The 23411-nt window shown below is 48.1% G+C and carries 22 protein-coding genes; 8 read left to right on the top strand and 14 right to left on the bottom strand.

Features of this window, described 5'->3' with window-relative positions:
• Positions 1 to 38 precede the first annotated feature (38 nt).
• From CMM32_10595 to CMM32_10585, 3 genes are all read right to left on the bottom strand, one after another.
• Positions 39 to 995: a riboflavin biosynthesis protein RibF gene (locus CMM32_10595; GenBank protein MBT07341.1), complete on the bottom strand. Its 957-nt coding sequence runs from the start codon at positions 993 to 995 to the stop codon at positions 39 to 41.
• Positions 996 to 1091: 96 nt separating this feature from the next.
• Positions 1092 to 2459 carry a thiol oxidoreductase gene (locus CMM32_10590; GenBank protein ID MBT07340.1) on the bottom strand — a complete coding sequence of 456 codons (1368 nt, stop codon included), beginning with the start codon at positions 2457 to 2459 and terminating at the stop codon, positions 1092 to 1094.
• A 196-nt stretch (positions 2460 to 2655) separates the two neighbouring features.
• Positions 2656 to 3870 (bottom strand): iron-regulated protein, encoded by a 1215-nt coding sequence (locus tag CMM32_10585; protein ID MBT07339.1) that lies wholly within the window; start codon positions 3868 to 3870, stop codon positions 2656 to 2658.
• A 177-nt stretch (positions 3871 to 4047) separates the two neighbouring features.
• Between CMM32_10585 and CMM32_10580 the strand changes: the two genes are divergently transcribed.
• On the top strand, positions 4048 to 5001 hold the full coding sequence (locus CMM32_10580) for a 5,10-methylenetetrahydrofolate reductase (protein MBT07338.1): 954 nt from the start codon (positions 4048 to 4050) through the stop codon (positions 4999 to 5001).
• On the opposite strand, the gene CMM32_10575 is transcribed toward CMM32_10580, so the two are convergent.
• The 4 genes from CMM32_10575 to CMM32_10560 form a co-directional block, all read right to left on the bottom strand.
• Positions 5002 to 7065 carry a hypothetical protein gene (locus CMM32_10575; protein ID MBT07337.1) on the bottom strand — a complete coding sequence of 688 codons (2064 nt, stop codon included), beginning with the start codon at positions 7063 to 7065 and terminating at the stop codon, positions 5002 to 5004. It abuts the gene before it with no gap.
• A gap of 18 nt (positions 7066 to 7083) precedes the next feature.
• Positions 7084 to 9918 carry a hypothetical protein gene (locus CMM32_10570; protein ID MBT07336.1) on the bottom strand — a complete coding sequence of 945 codons (2835 nt, stop codon included), beginning with the start codon at positions 9916 to 9918 and terminating at the stop codon, positions 7084 to 7086.
• Between the two features lie 24 nt (positions 9919 to 9942).
• Positions 9943 to 10827: a DUF58 domain-containing protein gene (locus tag CMM32_10565; GenBank protein MBT07335.1), complete on the bottom strand. Its 885-nt coding sequence runs from the start codon at positions 10825 to 10827 to the stop codon at positions 9943 to 9945.
• A gap of 40 nt (positions 10828 to 10867) precedes the next feature.
• Complete coding sequence (locus tag CMM32_10560; protein ID MBT07334.1) at positions 10868 to 11878, bottom strand: AAA family ATPase; 1011 nt, start codon at positions 11876 to 11878, stop codon at positions 10868 to 10870.
• Positions 11879 to 12018: 140 nt separating this feature from the next.
• Between CMM32_10560 and CMM32_10555 the strand changes: the two genes are divergently transcribed.
• From CMM32_10555 to CMM32_10540, 4 genes are all read left to right on the top strand, one after another.
• On the top strand, positions 12019 to 12558 hold the full coding sequence (locus CMM32_10555; GenBank protein ID MBT07333.1) for a proteophosphoglycan precursor: 540 nt from the start codon (positions 12019 to 12021) through the stop codon (positions 12556 to 12558).
• Entirely contained in the window at positions 12551 to 13159 is a 609-nt protein-coding gene (locus CMM32_10550; protein ID MBT07332.1) for a CoA pyrophosphatase, read from the top strand. Before CMM32_10555 ends, CMM32_10550 begins: the two co-directional genes overlap by 8 nt.
• Positions 13156 to 13431 carry a hypothetical protein gene (locus tag CMM32_10545; protein MBT07331.1) on the top strand — a complete coding sequence of 92 codons (276 nt, stop codon included), beginning with the start codon at positions 13156 to 13158 and terminating at the stop codon, positions 13429 to 13431. Before CMM32_10550 ends, CMM32_10545 begins: the two co-directional genes overlap by 4 nt.
• Positions 13428 to 14687: a hypothetical protein gene (locus tag CMM32_10540; GenBank protein ID MBT07330.1), complete on the top strand. Its 1260-nt coding sequence runs from the start codon at positions 13428 to 13430 to the stop codon at positions 14685 to 14687. The genes CMM32_10545 and CMM32_10540 overlap by 4 nt, the downstream gene beginning before the upstream one ends.
• A 6-nt stretch (positions 14688 to 14693) precedes the next feature.
• Here CMM32_10540 and CMM32_10535 read toward each other — a convergent pair whose 3' ends face one another.
• The 5 genes from CMM32_10535 to rfaD all read right to left on the bottom strand — a co-directional run bounded on the left by CMM32_10535 (position 14694) and on the right by rfaD (position 19336).
• Positions 14694 to 15515, bottom strand: a complete 822-nt coding sequence (locus CMM32_10535) for a hypothetical protein (GenBank protein MBT07329.1) — start codon at positions 15513 to 15515, stop codon at positions 14694 to 14696.
• Between the two features lie 71 nt (positions 15516 to 15586).
• Complete coding sequence (locus tag CMM32_10530; GenBank protein ID MBT07328.1) at positions 15587 to 16348, bottom strand: polyphenol oxidase; 762 nt, start codon at positions 16346 to 16348, stop codon at positions 15587 to 15589.
• Positions 16345 to 17448, bottom strand: a complete 1104-nt coding sequence (locus CMM32_10525; GenBank protein MBT07327.1) for a methyltransferase — start codon at positions 17446 to 17448, stop codon at positions 16345 to 16347. The genes CMM32_10530 and CMM32_10525 overlap by 4 nt, the downstream gene beginning before the upstream one ends.
• Complete coding sequence (locus tag CMM32_10520) at positions 17435 to 18226, bottom strand: prolipoprotein diacylglyceryl transferase (protein MBT07326.1); 792 nt, start codon at positions 18224 to 18226, stop codon at positions 17435 to 17437. Before CMM32_10520 ends, CMM32_10525 begins: the two co-directional genes overlap by 14 nt.
• A 108-nt stretch (positions 18227 to 18334) precedes the next feature.
• A complete protein-coding gene (gene rfaD, locus CMM32_10515) occupies positions 18335 to 19336 on the bottom strand; it encodes an ADP-glyceromanno-heptose 6-epimerase (GenBank protein ID MBT07325.1) in 1002 nt (333 codons plus the stop codon).
• 101 nt (positions 19337 to 19437) lie between these two features.
• Here rfaD and CMM32_10510 point away from each other — a divergent pair, with 101 nt between their 5' ends.
• The 3 genes from CMM32_10510 to CMM32_10500 are packed head-to-tail and all read left to right on the top strand — an operon-like array spanning position 19438 to position 21253.
• The gene (locus CMM32_10510) at positions 19438 to 19773 is read left to right on the top strand and encodes a hypothetical protein (GenBank protein MBT07324.1); all 336 of its coding nucleotides are present in this window, start codon (positions 19438 to 19440) and stop codon (positions 19771 to 19773) included.
• Positions 19774 to 20610: a pyrroline-5-carboxylate reductase gene (locus CMM32_10505; GenBank protein ID MBT07323.1), complete on the top strand. Its 837-nt coding sequence runs from the start codon at positions 19774 to 19776 to the stop codon at positions 20608 to 20610.
• A 37-nt stretch (positions 20611 to 20647) separates the two neighbouring features.
• The gene (locus tag CMM32_10500; protein ID MBT07322.1) at positions 20648 to 21253 is read left to right on the top strand and encodes a hypothetical protein; all 606 of its coding nucleotides are present in this window, start codon (positions 20648 to 20650) and stop codon (positions 21251 to 21253) included.
• Between the two features lie 58 nt (positions 21254 to 21311).
• Here CMM32_10500 and CMM32_10495 read toward each other — a convergent pair whose 3' ends face one another.
• Both CMM32_10495 and CMM32_10490 read right to left on the bottom strand, forming a co-directional pair.
• Complete coding sequence (locus tag CMM32_10495; GenBank protein ID MBT07321.1) at positions 21312 to 22598, bottom strand: two-component sensor histidine kinase; 1287 nt, start codon at positions 22596 to 22598, stop codon at positions 21312 to 21314.
• Positions 22599 to 22634: 36 nt separating this feature from the next.
• Positions 22635 to 23333 (bottom strand): DNA-binding response regulator, encoded by a 699-nt coding sequence (locus CMM32_10490; GenBank protein MBT07320.1) that lies wholly within the window; start codon positions 23331 to 23333, stop codon positions 22635 to 22637.
• Positions 23334 to 23411 lie beyond the last annotated feature (78 nt).

Below are 23411 nucleotides of genomic sequence, written 5' to 3'. Positions count from 1 at the left end.
CTCTCAAATTGTGACTTTTTGGGCACACGTTACCCCGACTACACCGACGGCGGCTCCGACTTGGAAAGCATGGTCCTCGCAAGCTGACAATCTACGCCCATCTGGCTTACTAAACCCTCAACATTGTCAAAGTCTCGCTCCCGACGAATCCAACTCAAAAATGCCACCCTTAAATATTTACCATACAAATCGTCATCATAGTCGAAAAGGTGAACCTCCAGGAGCGGGCTCTCCAGTCGGAACATTGGTCGGATCCCCACGTTAGCAACCCCGGGCACCCACTTAGTGCCTCCATTACTCTGNACACCACACCACACAGCATATATCCCGTAAGCTGGAACCACTTGGTTTCTTCCAAAGACAATGTTGGCCGTTGGATACCCGAGCTGCCTGCCACGGGCATCCCCATGACGAACGCGACCTTCGACTTCCCATATATGGCCAAGGACAGCGCTGGCCCGTTTAATTCTTCCTGCCCCAATAAATTCGCGCACTCGTGTAGATGAATATGTTTCTCCAGTATCCCCGATGCTGGCAACCTCAGTGACCCCGAACCCCAATGATTTACCTTGCTCTAACAAAAAAGTATGATCCCCCCGCCTCTCTTTACCAAAACGATAGTCATAGCCCACCACCACATCGGAAACGTTAAGTCTTTTTACCAATACTTCTGTTACAAACTGACTTGCCGACAACTGACTAAATTCCTTCGAAAACGGCAACATGTAAAGTATTTCGACGCCAAACTCCTTTAGCAATCGCACTTTTGTTCTAAACGGGGCCAAACGCCGAAGCTGTAATTTGGGTCTGAGCACGGTGACTGGATGGGGCTCGAATGTCACAATGCCCAGCGGGACACCTCTACTATTTGCCACATCGGCAGCCCTNTTAATTACCCCAGCATGCCCTANATGCAGCCCATCAAAATTACCCAGCGCCACTGAAGCTCCTTGGTACAAAGACTTCAACTTCTTAAACCTACGAAAAATTTTCATTCAACTTGGCTTCAATATTAAGGATGATTTAATGCCACAACTTATAGCGTTATAACCATGTGTGTTCCGAGAAAACACCATTGCCGCCAGCAGCGGTTACAACGAATTCAGAAAAGCCAGTAGCGCCCTCCGGTCTTTGGAAGCCATTTCTAAAACAATTTCACGGGACCGCTCCGCCTCCCCTCCATGCCAAAGTATAGCCTCCATTAGGCCCCGCGCCCTTCCATCATGGAGAAAAAATTGATGGAAATTCACACGATGCACGAGCCCAATACCCCATAGAGGTGGCGTTCGCCACTCTCGGCCTGTGGCCTCAAAATCCGGCCGCCCATCAGCCAATCCTTCCCCCATATCATGCAAAAGCAGGTCCGTATAAGGGCGGATATCTTGATCTGCAAGCTCCGGCATTACGGCTGTGGAACCGGTCTTCCATGCGGGCANGTGGCACCCCGTACACCCTGCTTTCGCAAAAAGCCGCTCTCCTCTCATTACAGTAGGATCATTCACATTTCGACGAGCTGGAACTGCTAAAGATCGCGCGTACAAGACTAGTTTGGCCAAACGCACATCATCCAACTCTGGAACACCACCGCCCGGAGCAGACAAACACTCCTTCTGGACAGGCGGGCAGTTTTGGTCTGGAAATACGGAGCTAGTAATACCCATATCTCCAAATGCTGCGCTTGCAACTTGTTGGTGTAAACTCGCAACATTCGCCTTCCAGCCGAATCTTCCCAAAGCCTCCTGTCCGGTAACAGGATCCCACACCCAATTGGCAATTCCAGATATACCATCTCCGTCAATATCTTCGGGATCTGCCTTGGAGAGAACCAAAGCCTCATCCACAGCCTCCAACAATCCTAGTCCGTGGGTTGCAGGCGCAACCCTGCCTGAATAGAGCGCTTGCTCACCCAGGGGTCCGTGACTCAACTCGCTAAATTCATACATGGGCCTCCGGAGCGAATAGGCCTCCCCATCCGCAAAAAACCCTGTCACCTCTTCATAAATGATACTGGCTCGACCCTCTTTTGGAACACCGAGTATACCCTTATCCTGCAATTGAGTGCCATAATTGGGATGTGGAAGGGGTCCCCCATTGTTAGCCACACCAGGAATACTAAGTCTAACCACCATTGCCTTCATTGGTTCATCAGGACTCTTCGGCGGCCTCCCGCGCCCATCCTTTAAGTGACAGCCTGAGCAGGAAACCCGATTGAAAGTTGGNCCAAGGCCGTCCAAGCTTTCAACTGACGCCGGGGCAATTACCCAATTACGCCGGAAAAGATGCCGTCCAAACGCGAAAGCGCGCAACCGGCTGCGATCCAGGTTAGCTAAAGGGGCTGAAAATGCCTCGCGATTTTCAAGATAGGTAGTAGTGGTTCCACCAGAAAGCGCCGTAGGCTGAAAGGTCTCTAGGGGTACCGGATCCGCCAGGTTGTGCCAAACCCAGCGATTCCAATCCATGGCATAGGGCATCCCGTTGCCTGGAACGTAATCATCTTCCGGGGTTTTTGGCAGAACCGGCACATCGTCCTGCTTTCTCAAAGCCTCATCAGCCATGGAAGATGCAACGCATATCAAAGAGACCAAAAAGATCGCAAAGCCAAAATAGCGAGACAAAGTCTAATCCCTATACAATCTATTTCAATGGTTTCGCCAGTCAACCGGCATCCCCATCACTTGAATGTATAACTAGTCCGAACAGTAAGCCAACCTCTTTTATGAGTTCTCCCTGCCTCATGAGAGAGGCAAAGGCCTGCTCGGCTTGTATCCGCCCTGGGCTTCCCATTGGTGAAGCAAGCATTGCATCAAAAGGCACATGTATCCCCTTCAGCAGTCGCCTGGTTTCCTCAATGGCACCCACCATTCTTTTGTCCAAGTCAGGATCCAAATCCCGAACCAACTCGTCTAAACCTACACCTTGGTATGAGGAATAACGACCAAAATACACATTCTCGACCCCACGGGCATTATACATAAAGTCATTGTGAGTGTTATCGCTAAAGCAGGAGTGCTCATCTTCCTGATCCCCACTATCCAGGGCAACACCCAGGCGCTCTGATGCAAGTTCAAATTGCACCAGCGTCAAAAGTCCTGTCAATATCTGGCCTAACGCCACCCGAGGCGGCAACATCTCAAACTTTGTAGCAAAATTATCTCCTCCCGGCGCCCATTCATTGGCCAAAAACTCGTGGTCTTTCAAAAGTTGAGTAGTTACTATTTTCATGTAATCTCTGCGACGGTCGTTAGCTAAGGATCCGGGTAGGAAGTCCTCCGCTGGTCTATCCCCAGTACTATCCAGGCTGAGATCCTGACCCCACAACAAAAATTCTATTGCATGATACCCTGTAGAGACGAATCGATCGTCATCGATCTGATTAAGACCTAAAATGGTTTGCCCGTCCAACACAATAGTCGAATCGTTAATAATCCCGGCGGAGGGGTTTCCAGTCACATAATCAATATAGGCCTCGTCCAAAGGCCAGGAGTTCATTCGCCCTTCCGGACCCTCAACCCCTTTCTCCTCATCAAAATAGTCTATNGGCCCACCATAAAATCGGAAGGCTTCTGTCTGCCCATAGGGCTCTCGGGAGTCGAACCAGGCCAGGCGCGCGGACTCCAAGGTCTGAGCGTTAGGATTATCCAAGAGACTGTCTATTGCAGAAGAAAGGCGCCGAGCTCGATCCCAACTATCCAGATAATTCTCATAGACTAGATGCACATAGGTCGAAACGTAGGATTCTAAGGGGTTGCCATCCCCTCCCCCGCTNGCGCTACCCGGCGTCGCCCCGGGAACGCTTGTAACGCACAGAGAGATTAGACAAATTTTCAAAAGCCTGAACCCATACGATATTCTTAGTTTTCTGCCAAACATCACGCCCTACCAATATTGTTTTATTCTAAGTTAAGGTGATAATGAATGTTATTCTCAATTGCAATTTTTATTCGTATTAATAATGAATACACATGGTGGCGAGTTTTAGTTTGACCAGACCAGTCCGGCCCTCTAGAAATTTCCCTCGTAGAAATTAAGGGTAACGTCAGGTGATTCATGGGATCTATCACTCAAACTACCACAACCGCGCCCGCTAAAAAAACTTTGGAAGAACTTCTTAAAGCTGAAACCTTCGTAGTCACGGCTGAGACGAGTCCGCCCGTGAGCATCGAAGGGGACCTTGTACTAGAAAAAATTGCCCCACTTGCTGGATATGCGGACGCTATTAACATTACTGATGGCGCAGGCGCAAAATCACATATGGCGAGCCTCGTAACAGCTAACTTTCTGATACAAGCTGGCTTGGAGCCTATACTTCAGATGACAGTGCGAGACCGAAACAGGCTCGCGTTACAAAATGACCTGTTAGGTGCTGGTGCCCTAGGCGTCCAAAACATTCTCTGTCTTACTGGCGACCATGTATCCACCGGCGACCAACCCAATGCTAAAATGGTTATGGACCTCGATAGCTGTAGCCTAATGGAACTAGCCCACAATATGAGGGATAAGAGCACCTTAGCCAATGGTCGACCCATAACAGGCACGACCCCCAAATTTCTCATAGGAGCGGCTGATGCGCCAAGAGACCCTGCCGACGGTTGGTCTCCCGAGGCAGTCCGCGCCAAGATAATGGCAGGAGCCTCATTCTTTCAAACTCAATTCTGTTTCGATATCGATTTGGTGAAAAAATATATCCAACGCTTAAGGTCAGAAGGATTTTTAGAACAAGCCAAATTCTTGATCGGAATTGGCCCAATTCCCTCGGCTAAATCTGCTATCTGGATGAATGAAAATCTCTATGGAGTTGAAATTCCAGAAAATATAATTAAGCGTATTGATAGTTCTGAGGATCAGAGAGCCGAAGGAAAAAAGATCTGCGCAGAAATACTTGGACAACTATCAGAGATAAATGGAGTAGGTGGAGCCCACTTAATGGGACCAAATTCCGAACAGGCGGTCGCAGAGGTGATACAAGCATCCAGCATATTGGATTCAAGAGCTATTGCCTGATCAACCTCCCACCTTTTGTCCTTCCTGACGCCAAGACCAAATCGCACTCATTAGCAATATGCATAGTAAAGCAAAGCCGGGAAGCACAGCCACCTTGTTTAAGCCCGTAACTTCAAACTGATCGTTTCTAATTAGCCCGACAGAATCCTCCAAGTCATAAATTTGTGACCTCGCAACTCGAGTTAAAGATGGCAAACCAACCGCTTCCAACCATGTGATGGACCCCCCGCTCGCAGTAGCCAATGGCTCAACTAAACCTTGTGTAGCCCTAACATCTGCTAACTCTCGAAGCTTAGTTTCACCGACAATAGCTATTGCTTGGTAATCCTCTTGCTCAAGCCTGTAGATCCCTGCTTCAGAAACTTCTCTTATGGCAGTATCTAGGCCTGGTTTATCGGCAGCAAGAGAGATTTCTTGACTCACTCCATCTGGCCCTATCATTGTGACAGGGCCTGTGCCACCATCCAAACTCCGCCTAACAAGCTTTAATTTTTTATTTTCTACGTCTACCATTAGGGAGTTTTCCTCCAAATCTGGTTGCTTCATCAGCCAGTGTACCAGCCGACGCATTAGCACCTGTTGAGGGCCACCGCCCTCGTAACCCCTAGCCCAAAGCCATGACTGGTCTGAAAGAAGTTGAGCCACTCGCCCCTCGCCAACACGATCCAACACTAAAAGAGGTCTATCACCAACACCAGTCAGCAAGACTTCCCCACGATCAACCTCTGAATCAAACAAACGAAACCACCTGCCCCAAGTAGAGTTCGCAGTTGTCTCCCCCAGCCTCCTTAAATCGCTCGTCACAGGGTGGCGATTACCCCGTTCCGAAACAGTCGGGGCGAAAGCTTGCTCGAAGACGTCTCCTGTCGGGCGAGCCGGCAAAATTTTGCCTAGAGGAGATGCCGCCAAGCTAAGCGGGGTCACAAAAGAAGGGCCCGCAATGTCCAAGATGGCCCCTCCATCAACTACATAATCAGCGATATTATTTAGATAAGACGCGGGAAAAATTCCACGTCTATGGTACCTGTCAAAGATTATTAAATCAAATTCGCGCAAGCGAACGGAAAACAACTCATCACTTGGAAAAGGTATGAGAGACAATTCATCTACCGGAGTTAGATCCTGTTTATTGGGTGGCCGCAGAACCGTGAAATGCACCAAATCAACGGCCGGATCCGCCTTAAGTAGATTACGCACACTCCGCAGGCCGGGACCCGGCGCNCCTGAAACAAGCATAACACTTAACCGACTACGAACCGCGTTAATTGCTAATAATAGGCGATTATTCTCAAGAGTCAGCTCCTGTTCTCCTTCGTCGATTTGAAGTTCAACTGCACTGACTCCCTCCTTATCAAAAATTATTGGAAGTTCAATGGGAGTATCCGATGAAGCGTTACTCTCACTCACGACCTGTCCATTTATGCTAAGCCTTACAGGCACGATCGCACCTGCCTGTGAATCTCCCGCTACACGAACCCGGATTATAGCCTCCTCCCCAACGATCGCGTAGCTCGGGGCCTCTTCTATAACTAAATGCCGATCATTTTTTTCTGGATCACCGACCAACAAAAAATTCAGTGGATAGTCAATGTGTATGAAGTCACTTGGATCATCATGGAGCTGTCCATCAGTAATAATAAATGCCCCGGCAACCCTGTCAGGGGGGACATCTGAAAACATTTTTGAAAGAGCCTCTACAAAAAAGGTTCCATCTTGTCGGTCCGGATCACCAATAATGCTCAGGCGAAGATCGAGATCGTCCTCTTCCAGGAGCAACTGCTGCAATTCCTCGGATACATCTCTAACTTGGTTCAATCTCCCAGTTGCACTTTGGCTTAGGGATTCATCCACCAAGACAGCAACCACGTCAGGAAGATACGCCCGCTCTTGCCGTATTACAGTAGGATTTAACAACGCAACAAAACCAATTGTTAGAAATATCACTCTTGGCCAAGTACTGGGCGCCCTTACAATTATCCCGTATGCTAGGACTAGTAATACCAAAAAACCAATGCCACTCAATCCCCACCACTGTAGAACTGGATTAATTTCTAAACTCAACATACCCGGTGCATCCTACCCTTACCGACCCGTGCCATCGCGTTGCAAGCGTCCCAATATGGACGGTATATGGACTTGATCAGCCTTATAATTTCCTGTTAATGCGTACATCACCAAGTTAACCCCAAAACGGAATGCCATTTCTCTCTGCGGCTCGCCGCCAGGAACAAGTGGAAATAAAGGATTCCCNCTGGGGGACAACGCCCATGCCCTCGCCCAATCGTGTCCACCAATTATTAAGGAAGAGACCCCATCGTTTACGTCACCCTCATAACTCTCAACCCATACATCATCCCCTTCCCACCTTCCCGGAAAGCTGCTAATTAGATAAAACGCTTGACGCAGGGCATGCCCATCCGGGATTGGTACTAGCGCTGGGGGATTTAGACTCTTAAGCAGTTGACTAAACAAGCTCACACCAGAAGCTGACCCAACCGCGACGGCCCCATTACCATGATCTCTGGTATCTAACAGCACCATTCCCCCGACCTTCAAATAATTATCTAGGTTTTCCAATGCCTTGTTTGTAAGCAATAGTTCTTTACCAGTCACTGGCCAGTATACAAGGGGATAGAGCAATATGCTGCTGTCATCCAAGCGGATCCCAACAGGCAACGAANGCTCAATTGCTGTTCGTTGCCTAAGGGTCCAACTTAGGCCAATTAGGCCGGCACGACTGACAACATCTATTTCCGGNTCGTCTGTCAGGACGTAAGCCAAGCGGACGTCACGAGTGGACTCGACGATAAACTCGTCGCTTTGCACATAAGTGACCTCTGACNGGATAGGGGTTAGATCCAGCACTTGGCTAATTGATGGCGTAGGAAACAACAAAACCGAAAAAGAAATCAAAAAACCGAATGCAATTCCCCCACCTTGCCGCCTCAGTAGACCAGGAAAACTTCTTAACCTCCATGCATACAACGTGTCTATTAGGAAAAGAAGCATCGCAACTGTTAGAAGCCAATGGCGCANCTTGGTCTGGCCACTACCTCCCAGAAGGGTTTCTCGGCTCTTACCTGACAAGGGATCTATGGGACGATATTCTTCAAAATAATCTCCTAAGTTAAGGGCATGCCGGTAGGAACTACCGCCATATAATCCTGGAGGGTGGCTGGGACCAGGTATGCTCGTGACCCCACCATCGGCCGCCACAGGAAGAGGTGCAATGCCCAAGTCCGTATCCCTTACCGAACCAAAGCCATCGACTAGCTTTAGCGGCGACAACATGACAGGGATGCCAGTCGCGTTAGTGCCCTTACCCAATTTGACTACCCCCTGAAGCATATCAACAAATAGTCCAGAAAGTGGTAAGTTCGACCATTCCGTATTGGCCGTAACATGGAATAAAACAATCCAGCCTAGGCCGCGCTGTACGCCCGTGACCAAGGGTGTNCCATCAGCTAGTCTGGCCCATGTTCTATCAATNACTTCACTGGATGGCTCAGCCAACACCTGCCGTTTCACTGCGATATCATCGGAGATTTCAAGTTGAGCAAATGGTGAATTCTCCGACAGGGATCCCAAACCCATTGGCTGTTCCCAAGACATTGCCCCGCCCATGGACCGAGCCTCAGCACCCCCGCGAAGAGTTACCGGAGCTAATACATTCTCCGCGGCCGCCAACCTTGGACCAGCGAAACGGATCAAAATTCCGCCACCCTCTACCCAGCTTTCGACTTCTGAACGCCTTGGCTCCGGCAACCTCCCTGTATCAGTAAGCACCAACACCGATAGGTCACCTTCCATCAGCACATCAAAATCCCCCGAGTGAACTTCATTGTATGGATTGAGAGCGCGCTCGACAAAATATAGGTCAGATAGAAGTGGTTGACGGCTCTCGAAATCACCGCCGGAAAATATTCCAACAGAACGACGTTTCCAACGCTCATCCAACAACACAATAGATCCTGCCGAAGCTCTGCCCTCTATCTCCAAGCAGAAGATTTCTTTTCTAATCTCTTCAGGCAAGGCCAGAACGCCGGTCCCCACTCGTTCACCCGGATTAAAGGCTAAGAGCACTCGGCCCAGGAGTTGTCCCTCTTCTGCCGAGGCTCGCACCCAAATTTCCCTTGTACCAGTGACATCAGGCCTCAACACTCTAACAATCAAATCATCCCCTACCAACAAAGGTTTCAATAACAATGGAGCTCTATCAGAAGGATCCTCACTGTAAATGGTAAGACTGCCGAAACGCCTCAAATCATTTGCAAAATCTTTCAAACTCCCCGGCGAACCTATATACAAACCATCGCTTATCCAATTAACGGCCGCGTTTTCTCCAATAACAGCCCTCATCTCGGGCTCTCCCAATGCCTCCACCAGTTGTGTGCGATCAGCCTTCCAAGGCTTAGGAACAGCTAACTCAAGATCTTGCAATGCTTCGGTTGGCGACAAACCCTGGCTTATATTAAACTCCAGGTCCCCTGTTGCAGAAAGGATGGGGGCAGTAAAAGCCAAGAAAATTGATCGTTCCTCTCTTCCCGCTGTATCGATTAACTCAACCATTNTCTGCTTACGAAGCTCCCAACTTTCCGCGGCAGCCCACGTATCATCGATTATCAAAAGCAGGGGACCAGTTCCGTCTAACCGAGCGGAGTTGTTTACAATAGGGCCCGCCACGGAAAGGACAATAAAAACGCCTATAAAGCAACGCAATAGTAACAACCACCAGGGCGCCGTGCTTGGGCTCGCTTCATCACCTCCCAGACCAACAAGAAATCGTATTGCCGGAAAGGTTATTTTTGATGGCACTGGGGGATAAACCCGAACCAACCACCATATAGCTGGAATGACTAGGAAACCCATAAGGGCCCATGGCGCCGTAAACGTAAACACTCCGGCGGCCGATATCATGGACAACCCCTTAATAGCATGTTTTTATTCGACCTCTTGGGATAACGACAGATACAACTCTGATAATGCTCTCTCAGGGGGGCTATCCGACCCATGTGGAATGAATGACCAACCAAACCGATGGGCCAAACCCCTTAAATTTTCGACATGACGCGAAACACGCATTTCGTAATCCCCCCGAACATTCTCTACATGCCCAACCACTGTGTCATCTTCTCCTTCTAGACCCGTGAACCTAGCTCTCCCTTTATATGGCAAACTGACTTCTGCTGGATCCAACACTTGCAGTAACAAGCCCCGCTGCCCTCGGCTCGAGTACCATTTAATTCGATCCTCCAAACGCTCTATGGGTTCAATAAAATCACTGATGAAAACCACCTGCGAGCCTCGAGGCAGAACCCTTAGTTCGGGAAGGCTCACCCGCTCATCATTAACAAGACCTGATACCAACATTTGAACCATCCTTGGAAGGGCACCTAGGCCCTTCAGCATCATGGCATCNGCCCCCAACAATCCCACTCTCTCGCCACCTCTCAAAAGCAGAACAGCAAAAGACAGCGCAAGCAATCTCGCCCTATCCCGTTTTGTCTCTATATCAGGACTTGAGTTAAATTCCATTGACTTAGAGTGATCGCACCATATCCAAATACTTTGCGAAGTTTCCCACTCCTGCTCCCTAACATAGATAGGGTCTGACTTAGCGGACTGGCGCCAATCGATCAGACTAGCAGAATCACTCGGTTCATAGCGTCGAAATTGCCAAAAAGTCTCTCCACTGCCTGGCCTCCTGCGTCCATGAAGACCCATCATCACAGAATCAGCAACCCGATAAGCCGCAACCAAGAGGGGTGGGAATTTCCGAGCGAGCGCCTCCGACTTCTGCTGTAATCTTTGACTTATTTCAACCACAGCCCTCTAATCTCACGTTCTAATCTATCAATACTGTTTTTTAGATAAGCCCTGAACACATTTCCTCAATCACTTGGTCTAACCCAATACCCTCTGCTCGCGCGGCAAAGCTCACATGCATCCTGTGCCTAAGAACTGGAGCAGCAAGTGCTAAAATATCATCCATGGACGGCGAAAAACGACCATCGAGAAGAGCCCGGGCACGGGTANCCAACATGAGGGACTGGCCTGCCCTTGGGCCGGGACCCCATGAAACATTCTCAACCACCAATGGTATCTCACTGATACTAGGACGTCCCGAGCGGACTAGTCGCAGAATCGAGTTGACTACGTTATCACCCACGGGAATTGAGCGGACCAATCTTTGGATTTTCTGAAGGTCANCTGAGGTCATGGCAGGCTCTGCCTCTTTACTATCAGCAGCGGTGGTTTCCAACAACATGGTTTTCTCATCACCTAAGTCGGGGTAATCGATATTGACCTGCATAATAAACCGATCCAACTGAGCTTCTGGGAGGGGATATGTTCCCTCTTGTTCAATTGGGTTCTGAGTAGCGATAACATGAAATGGTTTCGGCAGCAGGTGGGTCTTCCCCGCAACAGTTACCTCCTGCTCCTGCATGGCCTGCAGTAAGGCTGATTGAGTTCTCGGGCTAGCACGATTAATCTCATCAGCCATCAAAAGCTGGCTAAAAACTGGGCCTTTGATAAACCTAAAACTACGTTGCCCTGTATCGCTCTCCTCCAGAACCTCCGACCCAAGAATATCGGCTGGCATCAGGTCGGGAGTGAACTGGACCCTCTGCTCCGACAAACCAAGCACAATTCCCAAAATTTCAGTTAATCTTGTCTTCGCAAGACCCGGGACCCCTACTAACAAAACGTTGCCACCCGACATCAGAGATATGAGAGCCTGATCCAATACATCCTGTTGGCCAAAGATTAACTTTCCGACATGACCACGCACTCGCGACATTTTATCGGCAGCTAACTCTATTTCCGCGACTGCGGCCTGCTCAGACAATTCGGTTTCAGGGGGCATATTAGACATTCTGTTCCTTCCCCAGTTTTTCGTTTACTATCGTTATACGAAGATCGAGCTGGCGTCCTGGCGACAGCGGAGACTGGTGGCTTTAGTAGTTGATTTTATCGTGGAAGTGCTACCTATACCTGCGATTGGGTTTTATTATCATGACAACTTCTACTCTAATGACAGAGAAGATAAAGAGCAACGAGGGTGATGTTGATGCCCCCTTTTTCATCAACCGCGATGGAACATGGCTCTATCGCGGTTCCCCAGTTCACCGCAAATCTCTGGTAAAATTATTTGCCTCGATCTTAGTNCGAGAGAAGGATGGAAGTTTTTGGCTGGTGACCCCCGTAGAGCGAGTGGCCGTCTCGGTCGCAGATGCACCATTTGTGATCGTCAACGCAAATCGGATTGGAACCGGCCCTAGACAAATTCTGCGGCTCCAGACAAATATTGGCGAAGAGCTAACCGTCGGCATTGAACATCCCATATATGTGAAAACAAATCCAGAAACGGGAGAACCTTCCCCATATGTTAAATTAAGCCATGGGTTGACGGGATTGATAGCACGACCTGTATTTTATGATCTAGTTCTCTGGTCCGAACAGGACTGGAATAGTGGCGAGTGCTTTGTAAGAAGCGCGAATCAAAAATTTATTCTAGGACAAATAGATAACGATCATGAGCTAAATCATGCGTGACCGCTTGTTAAAATGTTTCGATTTCCCTGTCTCCCGCTCCTCAAGGCACTACAAAAACGAAAAGCAANATAACGACATTCTCAACTCCGCCGAGAAGGATTTAATCGACGCCTCAGTGCTAATTCCTATTATCGATCGCCCAAAAGGCTTGTCTATATTGTTCACTCAGCGTAGCCAAAACTTAAAAAATCACCCAGGCCAAGTAAGTTTCCCGGGTGGGCGTGCAGAAATAAATGACCAGGACGCAATAGCTACCGCACTCAGAGAGTCTCACGAAGAGATTGGACTTCTGCCGGAAAGAGTGAACATCTTGGGTCAGCTTGAAACATGCTTAACCGGCACTGGTTATAAGGTCACACCCATTGTTGGCCTGGTCAAGGAACCCTTGGCTCTGAAACTTGCNCTAGACGAAGTTTCCGAAATCTTTGANGTTCCTCTTCCCTTGTTACTGGATAACAACCGATATCGAACCGAATGCGTAAAGCTCCCCAATGGGAAAGCCAGAAAATTTTATATTTTCGACTATCCAGAAAGACATATTTGGGGGGCAACTGCAAGAATGTTAGTAAACCTTCGAAACCTGCTACAGAGTAACCTATGAAACTACTTTTGACAAAAATTCTACCCCTAGCGCTTCCGATTCTGATTTATCTAGTGTGGTTATTATACGCCCACAAACGTGCCCGGAAGCGCGGCACGCAAGTTAATCAACTAACCGATGCACCATGGCTCCCTATAATACTTTCCAGCCTAACCATCCTAATTTTTGGAATGATAGTGATTGGGTTGTTTACCGGGGAGGAAATTGGAGGCAATTATATACCATCCCACCTTGAGAATGGCGAAGTAGTGAAGGGTAGAATAGACNGATGAGCATGGTCAAAAATGACGTACCACCTCTGCCCATTCAAAAATGGATGACTAAGAAATCCACGTCGGAGGTAATCGAGGCTCTTACCCGCATGGGAGATGAGGCCCGATTTGTTGGGGGATGCGTTCGAGATACTTTAGTAGGCAAAGTGGAGCCCGAAAATATAGACATAGCCACACCAATCAGGCCGCAAGATNTCCAGAGGCTACTCAAANATTCTGGACTCACACAAATCCCAACAGGCATCGAACATGGCACAATCACAGCCGTGGTTGATGGTGAAGTGTTTGAGATCACCACTCTAAGAGCGGACACTCAAACCGACGGGCGACATGCTGTAGTTAAATACACTGATAGTTGGGAACTTGATGCGCAACGGCGAGACTTTACGATCAACTCAATTTATTGCGATCCGCGCGGAAACTTGTTCGACCCTATGGGAGGGATTGACGACCTAAAAAATAATAAAATTCGATTTATCGGAGATCCTGAGAAAAGGATCTCAGAAGACTTGCTCAGAATTCTCAGATATTTTCGGTTTAAGGCTGTTTTCAACAATGTTGAAAGCGATAATACTACATTGGCGGCCTGCAGAAAATTTGCCCCACACCTACAAAAATTATCGGGAGAGCGAATATACTCAGAACTATTAAAATTATTGGCAAGCCGCGATCCAATCCCTTCCCTTACCCAGTGCCGAGACTGTAAGGTCATTGATCACCTGTTTGGATCAGCACCCTCCGATGCTAAATTAGCGGCCTTGAAGAACCTAATCGAATACGAAAAAGAATGTGGGGATCACGACCCCATAAGGAGACTATTCATTTTCTTCCAAGGAAATAAGGATCTGCGTAAATTTGCCCGCAGGTTGAAACTCTCCAAAACAACTGAAACGAGGTTAAAACGAATTAATTCAACCTCAAACCTATTTCCTACGGCNTCGAAAGAGCATGATTTATACAAAATATTGTATAAGAATGGGAAACAATTGTTCCTTGATAACTTATTAACCACCAGCGCCAACTTTCCTGAAAGGATGCCCTCAAATTGGATTAGTTTAGTCAAAATGGCCCATACTTGGGTGCCGCCGCGGTGCCCCATATCTGGGGCAGATGTGCTAGCCTTGGGCATCCCAGAAGGCCCTTTAGTGGGGCAAATGGTTACCCAGGCAGANACTTGGTGGGTCGACACCAACTTCAAAGCTTCACGGCGAGAAACACTCGCCCATTTAANGGCTTTAAGTAAACAATGGAAATAGAAAATATCATGGGCTTTCTTCTACATTTCTCCTGTGATCCCTAATCAATAAAGCCAAGCTCTCCGACGCTGCTTTTGCTATAATCTCTGCAAGCTCGCCCCAGGCACCATCAAGAACACCCGCCGGGACCAAATTACTTTGGGTTACCATGGCAATCTCCTGCCCGTCATTACTTACAAGCGACCAATGTATCTCCACCAGCTGGCTATCATCGCGCTTAGTAGCAACAACACTACCCAGGAGGCTCAGAGAATCCGTTTTGAGCTCCGTCGCCACAGTTATATTTAAGGCAACTAATGAACTTCTGACAGCATTGGTCAGCGAAGTCCTCCCGTCGCCTGGAGCACCATCAACCGGAGGAACAAACACAACTACTTCAGCGGGTTTTTTTGGTTGATCCCGTAATAAGGATTGAATGCGTAACGCTGCGTTACCAGCAAGCCAATCTATATTTTCCCAGCGAGAATAACCCTTTTGCTCAAACATGGCCACAACATCTCCGGATGGATCAAGAATTCTCCAATAAATATGGCCGCCATTATTGTCCGATATAACCAATTTTCCGTACAGCAAAAAATTTCCAGTACTTGAGCTCGAATGGCTTGCAAGAATATTTAACTTAGCAAGCTCCTCTCCTAATCGGGCAATAATCCGCTGCTCCACATCAACCCNTGCGCCCTCTATCTGCCTAAGAGATAGGCTAAAGTTTCGGTCTATTGCAGACCTGTCCGAATATAGGGCTTTATCTAGTGGTTGAAAGGGCCGAGGGACAGGCTGACAGGACGACATGCATACTATTAGAGACAGGAATATGACTTTATTAGACACCCTATAAAAGAACACAACTCACTAGGCCTCCAGCAACACAAGCNACACAGAAGAAAACCATATAAGGCATATCAGGAATGAACTGAAATTAATGAAAGGCTCCGTCCATAACCACCTTCCAGAAGATGTTGGCTCCGCCGGTAACTAAAAAAATTATCAACATCTTCGTATGTGTCTAGACCACTCCGTTCTATTTGGCCAATGCCAAGACCCTCCATACGGACTACGATATAACCCTCTAAATCAAACATATAATGGTTTTTATTTGATGACCTTTTGAAGAAAAGATCTGCGTTACATCCAGAAGCCTCAAATCGCGCCCTAAACTCTGGGCCAACTTCATAGGAACTTTGGCTAATACAGGGGCCAATCACCGCTCTTATATCGCTTATATGGCTGCCTAGTCGCTCCATTGAGCTAACAGCAGCCTCCAAGACCCCTGTCAAAGCACCTTTCCACCCAGCATGGACGGCCCCAACAACACCAGAGTTGTGGTCGGCCATTAAAACAGGCGCACAATCTGCCGTTAATACTCCTACTGCTACGCCAACTTGGCCAGACACTAACGCATCTGATTTTTCTGGATTACCCAANACCCCATTATTCGCGATAGTGAGTACCCCAGCGCCATGCACCTGGGAGCAGGTTATCAATTTTAGGCTTTGGAGTCCCAGTCTCCCCATGGCCCGCTTGCGGTTCTCAGCAACCAGTTCGTGATTGTCGCCACTGCCCAATCCACAATTGAGTGAGCTGTAAATACCTTCTGAAACACCACCATTGCGAGTAAAAAAGCCATGCGCATGATCACTCAATAATTGGCTAGAAATGATCATTTAACATCAAATCCTTCAACCATTCGGATATCTGGAGAACTGATAGCCAGGGAATTAAATGATTGGCCCATAAACTCAGGTTCTATCAGTCGATTCTTGCTTTGTGATACCGCACAGGCCGTTTTCGGGTTTGCTTCCTTAATTAGCGTTGCAGCGCGCTGCTCTATACCTAATGACCTTAAAAAGCTTCCTTGTGGAACCGGCCCATAAACCTTCGCTCCGGCAACACCGGCCGCCTGGCCCAACACCTTAAAATCAACAGCGCACGACAAATCGGAGTCTCCGGGGCTAATGAGTGGATTGACTGACGAATGGGCTCTGACTGCCTGAAAGCTGAGGCCGGGATGAGCAGACGCATAATCTATGATCAGGGCCGCACCAGGGAAGCGGCTCAATCTCTCCCCAATTCTACTAGCTAATAACACTCCGATCGGACATACCTCCAATGCATCAAGAAAACAACGCTCATCATCCCCCATCGAGGGAATCGATGTAGTTTGCAAGTTAAGAATATAACGAAAACTATGGTCTGATTTGGGATCTATGTCCACCAACCGCTCTCTCCACTTACCGCGAAACCGAACATATTGATGGACAGGCAAAGCGTCGAAAAATTCGTTGGCGATTAACAGCATGGGCATCTCGGGCACTTCCTCGAAACTCTCGACCCATGTCACTTCACCAGAACACCCTATTAATTCCAACTTTTGTCGTTGTTGCTCCCGAAGCACAGGGCTTGTTTCTACCAAACAAAGCTTAATTGCTCTTGAAAAGCTNGGAACCATCCGTGCAACGCGCCACAAATCGGAAATAAAAGTTCCTCTCCCTGGCCCCAATTCAACCACAATCGCTGGATCAGGCCGGCCCATCTTCACCCAACAGTCTATTAACCATGCCGTAACAAGTTCCCCAAACATCTGACTAATTTCCGGCGCAGTAATAAAATCACCAGAACTTCCCAGGGGATTCCTCCTAGCGTAGTATCCCCATTTTGGATGATTAAGAGCCTCACTCATATAACGAGCAACCGTCAGTGGTCCACCGGTCCGAATAAGTGCCGCGATATAGTCAGAAAGATTACGGACACTATGCACGACCATCTCTCACCTTGGAATTTTGAACAAAAACCACTCCTAACACTATTATGGGAATAGATAAAATTTGGCCTAGTGTTGCCACTCCCAAAAACAGACCAATTTGTTGATCTGGCTCCCGAAAACACTCAGAAAAAATTCTAGCGCATCCGTATCCAATCAGAAAAATTCCAGTTAAGCAGCCCACTTTCTTGTGAGTATTTCCCACATAAGTGAACCAAAGCATAATTACGAGAAGCAAAAACCCCTCGAGAAATGCCTCGTACAACTGACTAGGGTGACGGTTTACATCTCCACCGCGAGAGAAGGGCAAACTCCAGTAAACCTCAGAAACTCGACCATACAGTTCACCATTAATAAAATTTGCCAATCTCCCAAGCATCAAACCAAGAGGAGCCATTGGCGCTATAGAGTCTGCCAAAGCCGCTACTTTAATGTTGTTACTGCGGGCTACCATGGCGACGGCAATGCCGACCCCAATCAAGGCTCCATGGAAAGACATTCCCCCTTCCCACACAGCAAATATTTTTAGAGGTTCATCCAGGTAATAAACACCCTGATAGAAAACCACATAACCAAGGCGNCCTCCTAATATTATCCCCAACAATGCCCACAAAAACAGATCATCAATAGCCTTCAGCGGAATGACAACACGGCCACTTCTACTTAAGTAGGCCGCATGTTGCCATCCGGCCAAAACTCCCGCCACGTAAGCAAGCGCATACCAACGAACTACGAACGGGCCTAATTCAAATGCAACTGGATCTATTTCTGGGAACGTCATTCCTATTTACTATGCTCATTTGAACTCATAGGGAATCCTGTCACCTATTTTTAACAACTCTACCACAGCAGGCCAGGGCCACAGCCTATGTGAATATCACACCCAGCCTTATCTATAGGGGTCTTGCTGCAGCAAAAACCTCTGCACATAGTCTGCTATACCGTCTTCCAAAGTAGTAAACGGTGCCCCAAAACCTGCTAATCGCAAACTGGTAATATCTGCCTGTGTAAAGTACTGATAATGTTCGCGAACACCCTCAGGCATGTCGATATATTTTATTTTTGGCTCCTTACCTAATGCGCTGAACAAGGCCCCCGCTAACTCGGCAAAACTTCGCGCCTGGCCTGTCCCCACATTAAAAAGCCCGTTTACGGTTGGTGTATCAAACAGCCAGAGCATAACATCGACACAATCTTTAACATAAATAAAGTCACGAAGCTGGCCTCCATCTGTGTACCCTTCATTGTACGACTTAAATAATGTAATAGGCTCGTCTCGGTGTGCCATCGTGTATTTTTCACACACAACACTCTTCATAAAGCCTTTATGATATTCATTTGGCCCGTAAACATTAAAAAACTTTAGGCCCGCATACTGTGGAGGCCGGGTACCCGGGTCTTGAACCCAGCGGGCCACATTTTGATCAAACAAGTGTTTAGTCCACCCGTAGGCATTCAGCGGCCTTAAAGTGGCCAACAGTTCTTCGTCTAGCCCATCCGTAAATCCAGCACTTCCATTGCCATAAGTAGCAGCAGAAGAAGCGTAAATCAGGCGAATACCTTTCGACGCACATGTCCTCCATAGATCACAACTGTAGCGAAAGTTCTCTGTCAAAAGAGCATCGATATCAGTCTCAACCGTGGACGAATTAGCACCCAAATGAAAGACTGCCTCTATTTTCCCCTCATAGCTACCTAACGACCCACTTCGCATCAAAGACGATAAATCTCCCGGAGAGAGAACATCTATAATACTTTTGCCGTTCAAATTACGCCACTTATCATCGGACCCTAGTGAATCGCACAAAATAATGTCTTGCCTGCCTCGCTCATTGAGACCTGCTATTACATTAGAACCTATGAATCCTGCGCCACCGGTAACTATAATCATTCATCGGGTTATAGAGCTGCTTGTTTGTCCTAGCAAGCTATTGCCTCAGATAGTAGCATGGAATGGCTTAAACACACTGACACCTTTCAGGAGCGAAGGAAATGCAAAGTGAAAATCGTTTGTTGGATGACTTGGCAAAGATCGCGGGTGGAGCATTCTCATCTTTTTCCACTCTTAAAGATGAGGCAGAGGCCAGGCTGCATGAAAAACTGGAAAAGATATTAGTCCGTATGGATTTAGTGAAACGGGATGAATTTGAGGCGGTTCAAGCCATGGCGATCAGGGCTCGCAAAGAAAATGAAGCGCTGGCAACACAACTTGAGGAGCTCAAGGCTCAGCTAAGAGGGCAACTAGCAGACAGAGCTACAAAAAAGAGACCAAAACAGCAAAAACAAAGGACGGCTGTCAAAGGCGACCCAAGCCCTAAGGAAGATTAAATGGCCAGACAAACCGGAGACAATAGTCGCATCCTACTCGTCGGAGCAGGAAAGATGGGTGGAGCCCTCGTAGACGCCTGGCTAACGCGAAAAATTATTCAATCCAGTGACCTTGTGCTGATTGAGCCAGACATAGCTCGTGCCAAACATTTTAGAGAAACGTATTCTCTACAAACGTTTGAGACCTTAGAAGCAATCAACACTGGGGTTGGCCAACCTATCGTGGTATTTGCTATCAAACCACAGGCAATGGATGCCGTTGTACCCCTTTACAGAGATCTGGCTCAGCAGGGCTCTTTGATACTCTCAATTGCTGCTGGCAAGACGCTTGATTATTTTGAAGGAATCTTAGGAGCTAACTCACCCATAGTTCGTGCTATGCCAAATACTCCAGCGTCTATCGGGAAAGGTATGACAGTTCTTTGTTCCAATGATCATGTAAACAGTAAACAGAAAACTCTCTGCCAAGCGCTTGTGAGTGCGGTGGGAAAAGTTCGTTGGGTTAATAATGAGGAATTGATGGATCCGGTAACAGCTGTCTCCGGAAGTGGACCAGCCTATGTCTTCCTATTGATAGAGGTGTTAGCGGAAGCTGGGCTTAAAGCGGGCTTAGATCAAGATTTAGCAAACGAATTGGCGGTCACCACAGTAGCAGGCGCTGCAGCTCTCGCGGAAGAAAGCGCACTTTCCCCCAGTATATTACGCCAGAACGTAACAAGCCCTGGGGGAACTACAGAAGCCGCCCTGACAGTATTGATGTCGAATGATCGGCTTTCAGAACTGTTTTTACAGGCCGTCAATAAAGCAGTAACCCGCAGCAGGGAGTTGGCAGGTTAGCAAGTGCGATTCAGTTTTGGTGGACAGGAACATTTGAATGAATAATCAGAAGAGAAAAGACCGCCAAACAGATGGCAATCTACAAACCCTTATCATAGATACCGCCCTCTCACTGGCCGGCGAGGTTGGCTGGGCCAACGTCACCCTTCAGAAGATTGGGAGGGAAACCGACCTCCCGGAACAGGAGGTGAAAGCTATTTTCCCCTCTGAGTGGAATATTTTGGAGGCCTTCCGAACCCGCACGGACCTACAGATTGCAGACAGGCAAACCCCAAATTGGTCGGAGGGTGCGCCTAAAGAAAGGTTATTTGAAGTGCTAATGGAGCGCATCGACGTCATTGAACCATGGAAGCCTGGGCTAGCTTCTGTGGCAAGTTATGGCATAAAACAACCTATCCAAGGTTTCAAACTTTGCGTTGGTCTGAATAAATCTATGGCCACCATGCTTGATTACGCACAAATACGGAGAGGCACTGCCAGAGTGCCATGGCAAGCACACGGCTTAACTGCTATTTACTTGCTGGTTCTCCGCCGTTGGTTCTCCGACGATAGCGACGACCTCGGGCCAACCATGGCAGAGCTCAATGAAAAACTCATTGAAGCTGATCGTTTCTTGGCACGTGTCTGCGGCAGCACAAAGTAAGCTAACTGTGAACCAATACCTTCTAGCTCAATCCCGCTAAAATAGGAAGGCCACAAAACTAGAGAGGCAGGCGAATTAACGCACTTACCCCACCCCGAGGCGACTCCGACAGCACCAAATCGCCGCCATGATTACGAACGACATCGCGCGCTATTGTAAGCCCCAAACCCACACCCCCCGTTTCTGCATTCCGGGACTGATCCATGCGAAAAAACGGTTTGAATACGGAATCTCTCTGACTTTCGGGGATACCAGGCCCATTGTCATCTACGGTGATTTCAAGCGCTTCTGCCTTCTTTCGGGCTACCAAGGTGACCTCGTAGCTGTATCGAACTGCGTTATCAATTAGGTTAGTTACCGCTCGCTTTAACGCGTTGGGCCGACCCATAAGTTGGACGCCAGAAAACTCATTGAAGGTCACATCAGCTCCCCCACGGCGAGCCTCCTCCACAACATCATTCAGCATGGTGTCTATATAAACTGGCACCACCACTTCGCTCCCCTCCCCTCGTGCAAAGGCCAGATAACCATCCACCATTTTCTCCATCTCCAACACATCGTTACGTAACCCCGCGGAATAGTCACTTTCCGGTAGCATCGCCAGTTGAAGCTTCATCCGTGTCAAAGGCGTTCGAAGGTCATGGCTTACCCCCGCCAGCATCTCGGTACGCTGGGTAATTTGACGTCGGATTCGTTCACGCATTAGCAAAAAGGCGTTCGCCGCCTGGCGCACCTCCCTAGCACCTTCAGGCTTAAACGAAATAACTTGCATAGCCTTACCGAAACTATCTGCCGCCTGTGCCAAACGGCGGATAGGACGAATTTGGCGTCGCAGGAAATACACCGCGATAGTCAAAAGAATTAATGAAGTTCCCACCATCCACGCCAAGAAAACATATGTTGTAGAACTAAATAACCGCTTTCTGGGAACACGAACTTCCAACACGTTCTCTTTTAACTGAACCCAAATCGTGACGGTATCCCCCTTAGAGGTATCAAAGCTAAATGGCCCCGAAATTTGTTCGGGCAATACCCGTCGTAGCGTTTTATCCAAAGCGCCAAAATAGTTTCCCTTCCCTTCGGGCATTTGATCACTCTCAAGAACACGAACCCTCATAGATAAGTCGGCCTGGGCTCTATATAATATCCAATCGCGTTGTGCGCCATCTGGATACCTTGCTATCGCCTCAGCCAACATGGCTATCTCACCGCCAAGTCCGAGAGCCAATCGCCGGCCCACATCCTCCCAATGGCTATTATAAAAAATAAACATGGAAACCGTCTGCAACAAAAGTAGCGGCAGTACTACAATGAGCAGCGACCTTCCGAATAGGGAAGTTGGCATTATCCGTTTTCGTTGGTTCTGGATAGTCACCTCATTCTACCCCTCTCGAAGGACATATCCCTCCCCCCTGACAGTGCTTAAAAACTGCGGAAGACGAGGGTTTTGTTCTATCTTGCGCCGCAGCCTCGCTATTTGCACATCCACTGTTCGCGCCTCTATTCCGGCACGGGAGGCTAAAGTCTCCCGAGATACCACTACCCCAACATTTTTTGTGAATACTCTCAAAAGACCGAGCTCCCCTGATGTTAAACTTATAAGCTCGTCTCGTTTACGCAACTCACCCTGCTTATCGTCAAAAACAAAGTCACCAAAAATAATTTTTCCGGAGAACAAACCTTTAGAGGCACTCGATCGCCTTAGGATGGCCTGAAGACGTAGCACTAACTCTTGTGGCTCAAATGGTTTAGCCAAGTAATCGTCGGCACCGCTCGCTAAACCACGTATTCTATCCTCGGACTCCCCCATTGCAGTCAAAAGAAGGATCGGTATATCATCACACGATCGAAGAGTTTGCATAAATTCTATTCCCGTCTCGCCTTCCATCATTACATCCACGACAAGTATATCAAAATCAAAATATTCCATTTTTACTCGAGCGTCACCTGCACTCTCGGCGGCTGACACCAAGAATCCGTTTTCACTCAAATAATCTTTTAGCAAGGACCTGAGTCTACGATCATCATCCACAACTAAAACGTGGGGCATTTCAGACAATCGCGTAAGGTCATTGTTCATCTACAAACTCCCATACCATATCACACAGCCTGATATGAAAAACGCAACACAGAAGCTTGGGGCGTATAGCGCCCTGCT

It is taken from the genome of Rhodospirillaceae bacterium, from assembly GCA_002728255.1.
Lineage (GTDB): Bacteria > Pseudomonadota > Alphaproteobacteria > UBA7887 > UBA7887.
This window is presented reverse-complemented; position numbering and strand designations above follow the sequence as displayed.

What these genes read in the sequence shown, in the direction of transcription:
- CMM32_10580 (MBT07338.1), top strand. Translation starts at nt 4,048, where the DNA reads ATGGGATCTATCACTCAAACTACCACAACCGCGCCCGCTAAAAAAACT.
- rfaD (MBT07325.1), bottom strand. Translation starts at nt 19,336, where the DNA reads ATGATTATAGTTACCGGTGGCGCAGGATTCATAGGTTCTAATGTAATA.
- CMM32_10510 (MBT07324.1), top strand. Translation starts at nt 19,438, where the DNA reads ATGCAAAGTGAAAATCGTTTGTTGGATGACTTGGCAAAGATCGCGGGT.
- CMM32_10505 (MBT07323.1), top strand. Translation starts at nt 19,774, where the DNA reads ATGGCCAGACAAACCGGAGACAATAGTCGCATCCTACTCGTCGGAGCA.
- CMM32_10500 (MBT07322.1), top strand. Translation starts at nt 20,648, where the DNA reads ATGAATAATCAGAAGAGAAAAGACCGCCAAACAGATGGCAATCTACAA.
- CMM32_10495 (MBT07321.1), bottom strand. Translation starts at nt 22,598, where the DNA reads ATGCCAACTTCCCTATTCGGAAGGTCGCTGCTCATTGTAGTACTGCCG.
- CMM32_10490 (MBT07320.1), bottom strand. Translation starts at nt 23,333, where the DNA reads ATGAACAATGACCTTACGCGATTGTCTGAAATGCCCCACGTTTTAGTT.